Raw genomic sequence first — 6,266 nt, forward strand, 5'->3', positions numbered from 1 at the left:
ATGACTTTCAACACTACTCCTCGCCGTCTCGCTGCTCGCTCCTTCAAGGCCGTTGCCCTGGTCGCCAGCATGAGCGCCCTGTCCTTGTCCGCCTTCGCCGGTGACTCGGCCCTCTACGGCCCGGTCGCGCCAAAAGGTTCCAGCTTCGTGCGGGTCTACAACGCCAGCAACGCCGAAGTCAGCGCCACTGTCGGCAGCACCAACATCAGCGACGTGGCCCCGTTGGCCAGCAGCGACTTCAGCTTCATGCCTGGCGGCGACTACAGCGCCAAGGTAGGCAGCCAGACCGTACCGGTTAAACTGGCCTCCGATCACTATTACACCCTGGTCAACAACGCCAGCGGCCAGCCACAACTGATCGAAGAACCACCGTTCAAGAACAAGCAGAAATCCCTGGTACGCGTTCAGAACCTCACCGACAAGGCGCTGACCCTCAAGACTGCGGACGGCAAGACCGAAGTGGTTCCGAACGTAGCGGCCAAGGGCCGTGGCGAGCGTGAAATCAACCCGGTGAAAGTCAGCCTGGCCCTGTTCGAAGGCGACAAGAAAGTTGGCGACCTGAAGCCAGTCGCCCTGGAACGCGGCGAAGCGGCCGTGCTGTACGTCACTGGTTCGGGCAGCACCCTGTCGCCAGTGTGGGTGAAACGCCCTGTGTCGACCCGCTGATGAGTTTTTCCTGAAGGCTGAACGCCTATTTGGGTAGGAGCTGCCGCAGGCTGCGATCTTTTGATCTTGATCTTTCGCTTGGGATTCAAGTGTTAGGGGAAAGATCGCAGCCTCGCTGCACTCGTCAGCTCCTACAGAGGGTCAGTCATTCGGGCACGGAACAAAAACAAGAGAGTGAAACGACAGAACGCAGTAGCTCTAAAACCATTTCGCTTCAAAGGAGTAACAAACATGATTCCGGTGATCTTGTCAGGTGGTAGTGGCTCACGTCTTTGGCCGCTTTCGCGCAAGCAATTCCCTAAACAGTTCCTGGCCCTGACCGGCGAACACACCCTGTTCCAACAGACCCTCGAACGCCTGGTGTTCGAAGGCATGGACACGCCGATCGTGGTCTGCAACAAAGAGCACCGCTTCATCGTCAACGAGCAGCTGTCCGCCCGGAGCCTGGAAGCCCAGCGCATCCTGATGGAACCGTTCGGTCGCAACACCGCGCCGGCCGTGGCCCTGACCGCGATGATGCTGGTCAACGAAGGCCGCGACGAACTGATGCTGGTACTGCCGGCCGACCACGTCATCGAAGATCAGAAAGCCCTGCAACGCGCATTGGCCTTGGCCACTGTGGCTGCCGAGCGTGGCGAAATGGTGCTGTTCGGCGTACCGGCCACCAAGCCGGAAACCGGCTACGGCTACATCAAGTCGACCAACGACGCCCTGCTGCCTGAAGGCGTGAGCCGCGTGTCGCACTTCGTCGAGAAACCCGACGTCAAGCGCGCCACCGAGTTCGTCGAAGCCGGCGGTTACTTCTGGAACAGCGGCATGTTCCTGTTCCGCGCCAGCCGCTTCCTCGAAGAGCTGAAAAAGCACGATCCGGATATCTACGACACCTGCCTGCTGACCCTGGAGCGCAGCGAGCAGACCAACGACACCATCACTTTCGACGAAGCCACTTTCGCCTGCTGCCCGGACAACTCCATCGACTACGCCGTGATGGAAAAAACCCAACGCGCCTGCGTAGTGCCGCTGTCGGCCGGCTGGAGCGACGTCGGTTGCTGGGCATCGCTGTGGGAAGTCAACGCCAAGGACACCAACGGCAACGTCACCAAGGGCGACGTCGTGGTCCAGGACAGCCGCAACTGCATGATCCACGGCAACGGCAAGCTGGTGTCGGTGATCGGCCTGGACAACATCGTCGTGGTCGAGACCAAGGACGCCATGATGATCGCCCACAAGGACAAGGTCCAAGGCGTCAAGCAACTGGTCAACACCCTCAACGCCCAGGGCCGCACCGAAACCCAGAACCACTGCGAGGTCTATCGTCCGTGGGGGTCCTATGACTCGGTGGACATGGGCGGTCGTTTCCAGGTCAAGCACATCTCGGTCAAGCCGGGCGCGTGCCTGTCGCTGCAAATGCACCACCACCGCGCCGAACACTGGATCGTGGTCAGCGGCACCGCCGAAGTGACCTGCGACGAGAACGTGTTCCTGCTCACTGAAAACCAGTCGACCTACATCCCGATCGCGTCGGTCCACCGCCTACGCAACCCGGGCAAGATCCCGCTGGAAATCATCGAAGTGCAGTCCGGTAGCTACCTGGGCGAAGACGACATCGAGCGCTTCGAAGATATCTACGGTCGCTCCACCCCGCTCGAGCGCGGCGTGTCGGTGAAGACCATCGCGCAGTAACGATCAGCAGCAACGATCAGCCGTACAAGAAGCCCCCATCCAGCCCACTGCGTCCCCTATCCGCAGCGGGTTGGGTGGGGGCTTTTTTATTTCCTGACAATCAAGACGCACCCCAATGTCATCCATGAAAGGTAATCCAGTCTTTAGTGCCTCTTTTCCGGTAAGAAACTATATAAGCGGCGGGAATTGGCGTGATGAAAGTGAGCTCCACTGTTCTAGGCGGAATCATCGCAACAAAGTCGGCCCTCTCAAGCGAGTCATCGCTCATTAACAGTCGAGCACTCAACCCTCCTTTCGGTTTGAATTCAAAAGGTTGTTGAAGACCTAAGATCTGATTGTTGATCTCGCGCTCTTTTAGCCCTGGAATTTCCATTCGATACAGATAATTTCTGGTGTCGCCATACCCGCCGGAGTCCTCATCCATTCCCAAAGATACAAAGCCTGGAACTGGACTTCTTACATGTTCATTGGCGAGCGTATTGAACCCCTTGCTCACCACTGCGTTCCGAAACTCCTTCTTGATTTCCAGGCCTCGGTTATCTCTGGGATAGAAGCCGCCGGCTTTCAATATTTGTTCAGGAGAACGGTCATCGCCTCTCATCGCCAAAACCTTGCCGGACGGGGTAAGTGTTAGGGAATGCGGGCCGACCAGCATCTTTCCGCTCTCGACCGGAGGAGTTTTCGTAGCCTCATGTCTCTCTGCCGAACTCGCTCTTTCCAATGGCGGTATCACCCTGTTCTCCTTCCCGGGCATGAGCCCGTCACTGTCAACGAAAGTCATAGGACTGTTTTTGACCATCCTATACATATTCAAACCATCGACCGCGCCAGCCGGATCCGGATTCATCCACCGCTGCAACCACGGGATGTAATAACGAAAGCCATAATAATAAAGCCCCGTCGCATCCCGCTCCTTGCCCGAAAAACGCACCGTCTTGTAACCCGCCTCGATCGCGTCATCCCCAGCCAGATAGGCGGTTTCACCAAAGGGATAAAAATGCTCACGGCTGATGATCCGCCCGTCCTCGGCCAACTCCAGGCTCACCGAGCCCAGATGATCGGCAATGCTGTATCGATAGCAGTCGTTCTCCCCAGTTGGCGGTGTGCTTTCCCAATGCAACACCCGAACATTGCTGAGCCCGCCCTGGGCGACGATCACCTGCAACGCCTCGCCCGTGCCGCTGTCAGCACGCAGTTCCAGCCCTGGCAGATAACGCACCTCGGCGACCAGGGTGCGGGGGACGGTCCGCAAGATGCGAAGCTTGCGCGCACGTTGCCCGCCGCCGTCATAGACGTACGCCTCGCTATCGTTGAGCCCCGAGTCGCGCTCGATGGGCGTGATCGAACTCAACTGATTACGCAGGTCCCAGGCCAGGAACCGGCCCGCGTCCAATTCCAGACAATTGCCCCGCGCATCGAACGCGGCGGCGATTTCATCCTCGGTGGGTGGCACACCGTTGCGGTACGGCAGGCAGCGATTGCTATAGCGAGCCGCTTGGATGTCCCGGCCGTGACTTTGCGCACCGACGTGGGTCAACGCCAACAGATTGCCGCCCTCGTCGTAGCGGTAAATCTGGCGATAATTGCTCACCGCCGCCGGATCGTTGCGCCCCACCGAGTCTGGTCCCTGGTGGAGGGTACCCGCCTCCCAGCCGCTGGCTTCGATCAGTTGATAAAGACTGTCGTAGGTAAATTGACTGATCGGATCGATGCGCTGATTAGCGAAATAACGGATCGGCTGGGCCTGGTCTTCGATGCTCAATACGTTGCCCATCGGGTCGTAGGCGTAGCGCAAGTGCTGCAGCACTTGGCCGGCGCGCATGGCTTGGCGCTCCGACAAACGTCCGTCTTCCGGGTCATACGTGAGTGAGGTCTGCACGCCGTTGCCGGCGGTTTCCTGCTCGATTTGTCCTTGGGCGTCGTAGCGAATATCGCTTGCCAATGCCTGCCAATCGACCTGCCCCTTCAACTGCAGTTGGCTGCCAGATATTCGCCCATCCACCGTCAGGCTCGCCCGTTGCCGATTTTCCCTGGCGTCGACTTGTTTCAGCACGTCGCCCAGCGGTCCGACGCACCACGTCGAAACGGCGCCATCGCCGGGCTCGAGCAGGTGCTCGCGATCGGCCTCCTGCTCCGGCCAATCGGGCAAGGCCGCGTCGAGAATGAAACGGCGTTCCTGCGAGAGGTCTTGGCCGGTCAAGGCAAAGGATGCCAGCAATAAGGTGCCCGCGGTATCGTCGTGGCGGATCAATTGCCCGTATTGGTTATGGTCTTGATCGCCCTGGCCCGGAAAGCCGTATGTCATGCGTTCGGTACACCGCCGCGGCTGCCCGTCGCCTTGCTCGAACACCGCCACGGGGCGAAGCAGTTCGTCAAGGAGCAGGTCGCGCTGCGTCCCCCGACTGTCCCACCCCAGCAGAACTTCATCGGCGAGACCCGGCAGACCGATTTGCTGGCCGGCATCGACACTGTCTGCCCGCAGCGTCGTGCCGGACAGTGAATACATCGCTGAAACATTGGCGGGCGTCGATTCGTCGCTTTCCTGCAAGGCCCACAAGCGTGGATCCCATTGTTTAACCGTGTGCCCGGCCACATCAAACAGGCTGCGGTTGACGCGCCGCTGCGCGAGGCCGCCCTCACGGCTGCGGCAGTAGCCCACCAAGCGAACCGGCAAGTTTCGCGAATCGACAGCGGTTAACGTCGGCGTTCGATGATCCATGCCCATCAGTGGAAGCTCCGCGTATGCCAGGCTATCGCAGCACATCTAACCAACGGACCTGCGACGCCGCCTACTGTCATAGATGACAGTGACGACCGACGGTACAGGGCGGGTCAATACCCATCGCCCGCTCCCTTCGGTAGGATGTAGCGACGGGAACGGAGGCTTCAACCATGCTCATCGGCGTCTTGCTGGTCGTCACCTGGCTCATCCTGCTGTTGCGCTATCCGGCCAAGGCCTTGCCGATCTCCCTGGCGGCGTTCGTCGGGCTGGGGCTGGTGGCGGCGTGGGTGCTCTGGGAAGAAAACCGCGAGACCCGGCAACTGGCTCGCCTGGACCTGCACATCGCCCACGCCCCCGAACAATGTCCCGCGGACCGACCGCTGCTGTTGAAAATCCACAACGGCAACGATGTTCCGTTGACGGAGCTACGCTGGCGTATCGCAGCTTATGCGCCTGGCGACAACCTCAACCTCGCCGACAACCTTTACAGTTCACCGCGCTATCGCGGCCCCGGCGACTTGCAGCCCGGCGGCGATTGGCAGGACTGCTTGCCGATCCCGCCATTGCGCCCCGGCTATCGCCCGCAGACCCTGGAGTTTCGCGCCGAGCGATTGCAGGGTAATTTCTCCAACTGATCAAATTCGCCCTGTTGCATAAGGAATGCGCCATGCCCGTTGTGTTGATTACCGGATGTTCCAGCGGCATTGGCCGCGCCCTCGCCGACGCGTTCAAGGCCGCCGGCTACCAGGTCTGGGCCAGCGCGCGCAAACCCGAGGACGTCGCGCAGCTCAGCGCCGCCGGGTTCACCGCCGTGCAACTGGACGTCAACGACAGCCAGGCGCTGGAGCAATTGGGCGAACGGATCAATCAACAACATGGCGGCCTCGATGTGCTGGTCAACAATGCCGGCTACGGCGCCATGGGCCCGCTGTTGGACGGCGGCGTCCCGGCCATGCAACGTCAGTTTGAAACCAACGTGTTTGCCATTGTCGGCGTGACCCGCGCGCTTTTTCCCGTGTTACGCCGGGCCAAGGGATTGGTGGTGAATATCGGCAGCGTTTCCGGCGTGCTGGTCACCCCATTTGCCGGCGCGTACTGCGCCTCCAAGGCTGCGGTGCATGCCTTGAGCGACGCGCTGCGCATGGAGCTGGCACCGTTCGGCATTCGGGTGATGGAAGTCCAGCCCGGCGCCATC

General features: G+C 60.3%; 5 protein-coding genes. 4 read left to right on the forward strand and 1 reads right to left on the reverse strand.

Going from position 1 to position 6,266, the window contains the following annotated elements:
- Together OC610_RS04715 and OC610_RS04720 are read left to right on the forward strand one after the other, a co-directional pair.
- Positions 1–666, forward strand: coding sequence for an alginate O-acetyltransferase AlgF (locus OC610_RS04715; RefSeq protein ID WP_264426747.1), 666 nt, complete (start codon positions 1–3; stop codon positions 664–666).
- 231 nt (positions 667–897) lie between these two features.
- Positions 898–2,349 carry a mannose-1-phosphate guanylyltransferase/mannose-6-phosphate isomerase gene (locus OC610_RS04720; RefSeq protein WP_264426748.1) on the forward strand — a complete coding sequence of 484 codons (1,452 nt, stop codon included), beginning with the start codon at positions 898–900 and terminating at the stop codon, positions 2,347–2,349.
- Between the two features lie 118 nt (positions 2,350–2,467).
- Here OC610_RS04720 and OC610_RS04725 read toward each other — a convergent pair whose 3' ends face one another.
- Positions 2,468–5,074 carry an RHS repeat domain-containing protein gene (locus OC610_RS04725; RefSeq protein WP_264426749.1) on the reverse strand — a complete coding sequence of 869 codons (2,607 nt, stop codon included), beginning with the start codon at positions 5,072–5,074 and terminating at the stop codon, positions 2,468–2,470.
- 167 nt (positions 5,075–5,241) lie between these two features.
- On the opposite strand from OC610_RS04725, the gene OC610_RS04730 reads away from it, so the two are divergent.
- Both OC610_RS04730 and OC610_RS04735 read left to right on the forward strand, forming a co-directional pair.
- On the forward strand, positions 5,242–5,706 hold the full coding sequence (locus tag OC610_RS04730) for a multidrug transporter (protein WP_264426751.1): 465 nt from the start codon (positions 5,242–5,244) through the stop codon (positions 5,704–5,706).
- Positions 5,707–5,738: 32 nt separating this feature from the next.
- Positions 5,739–6,266, forward strand: a 528-nt coding sequence (locus OC610_RS04735; RefSeq protein WP_264426752.1) for an SDR family oxidoreductase, incomplete at its 3' end; no start/stop codon positions are given.

This window comes from Pseudomonas agronomica (assembly GCF_025917275.1).
Lineage (GTDB): Bacteria > Pseudomonadota > Gammaproteobacteria > Pseudomonadales > Pseudomonadaceae > Aquipseudomonas > Aquipseudomonas agronomica.

Excerpts from the sequence above, each read along its gene's own strand:
- OC610_RS04715 (WP_264426747.1), top strand. The coding sequence starts at position 1 with ATGACTTTCAACACTACTCCTCGCCGTCTCGCTGCTCGCTCCTTCAAG.
- OC610_RS04720 (WP_264426748.1), top strand. The coding sequence starts at position 898 with ATGATTCCGGTGATCTTGTCAGGTGGTAGTGGCTCACGTCTTTGGCCG.
- OC610_RS04725 (WP_264426749.1), bottom strand. The coding sequence starts at position 5,074 with ATGGGCATGGATCATCGAACGCCGACGTTAACCGCTGTCGATTCGCGA.
- OC610_RS04730 (WP_264426751.1), top strand. The coding sequence starts at position 5,242 with ATGCTCATCGGCGTCTTGCTGGTCGTCACCTGGCTCATCCTGCTGTTG.